Here is a 391-nt window from a genome sequence, read left to right as displayed (position 1 = left end):
ACCTAGGAGCCGTCATTTTTTCTGATGAAGAGAAAAGAAAGCAGCTGAATGCGATTGTTCATCCTGAAGTGAGAAAAGAAATGCTCAAACAGAGAGATGAAGGGGTTAGTCAGAAGGAAACCTTCGTCGTCCTCGATATCCCGCTTTTATTTGAAAGTCAGCTGGAAAGTCTCGTCGACCGCATCATTGTGGTGTATACAACACCCGAATTGCAGCTGTCGCGGCTCATGAATCGAAATGACCTCAGCGAGGAAGAAGCGCTGAATCGTATTCACTCTCAGCAGCCTCTTGAGGAGAAATGCAAAAAAGCAGACCGCGTGATAGAGAACACACAAGATCTCGCGTTTATTAGAAAGCAATTGCAGAACATATTAAATGAATGGGAACATAC

Annotated in this window: 1 protein-coding gene; it reads left to right on the top strand. The window is 44.2% G+C overall.

The window, feature by feature from the left end; all coding sequences use genetic code 11:
- Positions 1-391: dephospho-CoA kinase (coaE, locus tag GFC01_RS18545; RefSeq protein ID WP_152948537.1), on the top strand; the 391-nt coding region annotated here is incomplete at both ends.

This window comes from Desulfofundulus thermobenzoicus, assembly GCF_009428905.1.
Lineage (GTDB): Bacteria > Bacillota > Desulfotomaculia > Desulfotomaculales > Desulfovirgulaceae > Desulfofundulus_A > Desulfofundulus_A thermobenzoicus.
Note: the sequence above shows the minus strand (reverse complement) of the source record. Positions and strands in the feature narration are given on the sequence as shown.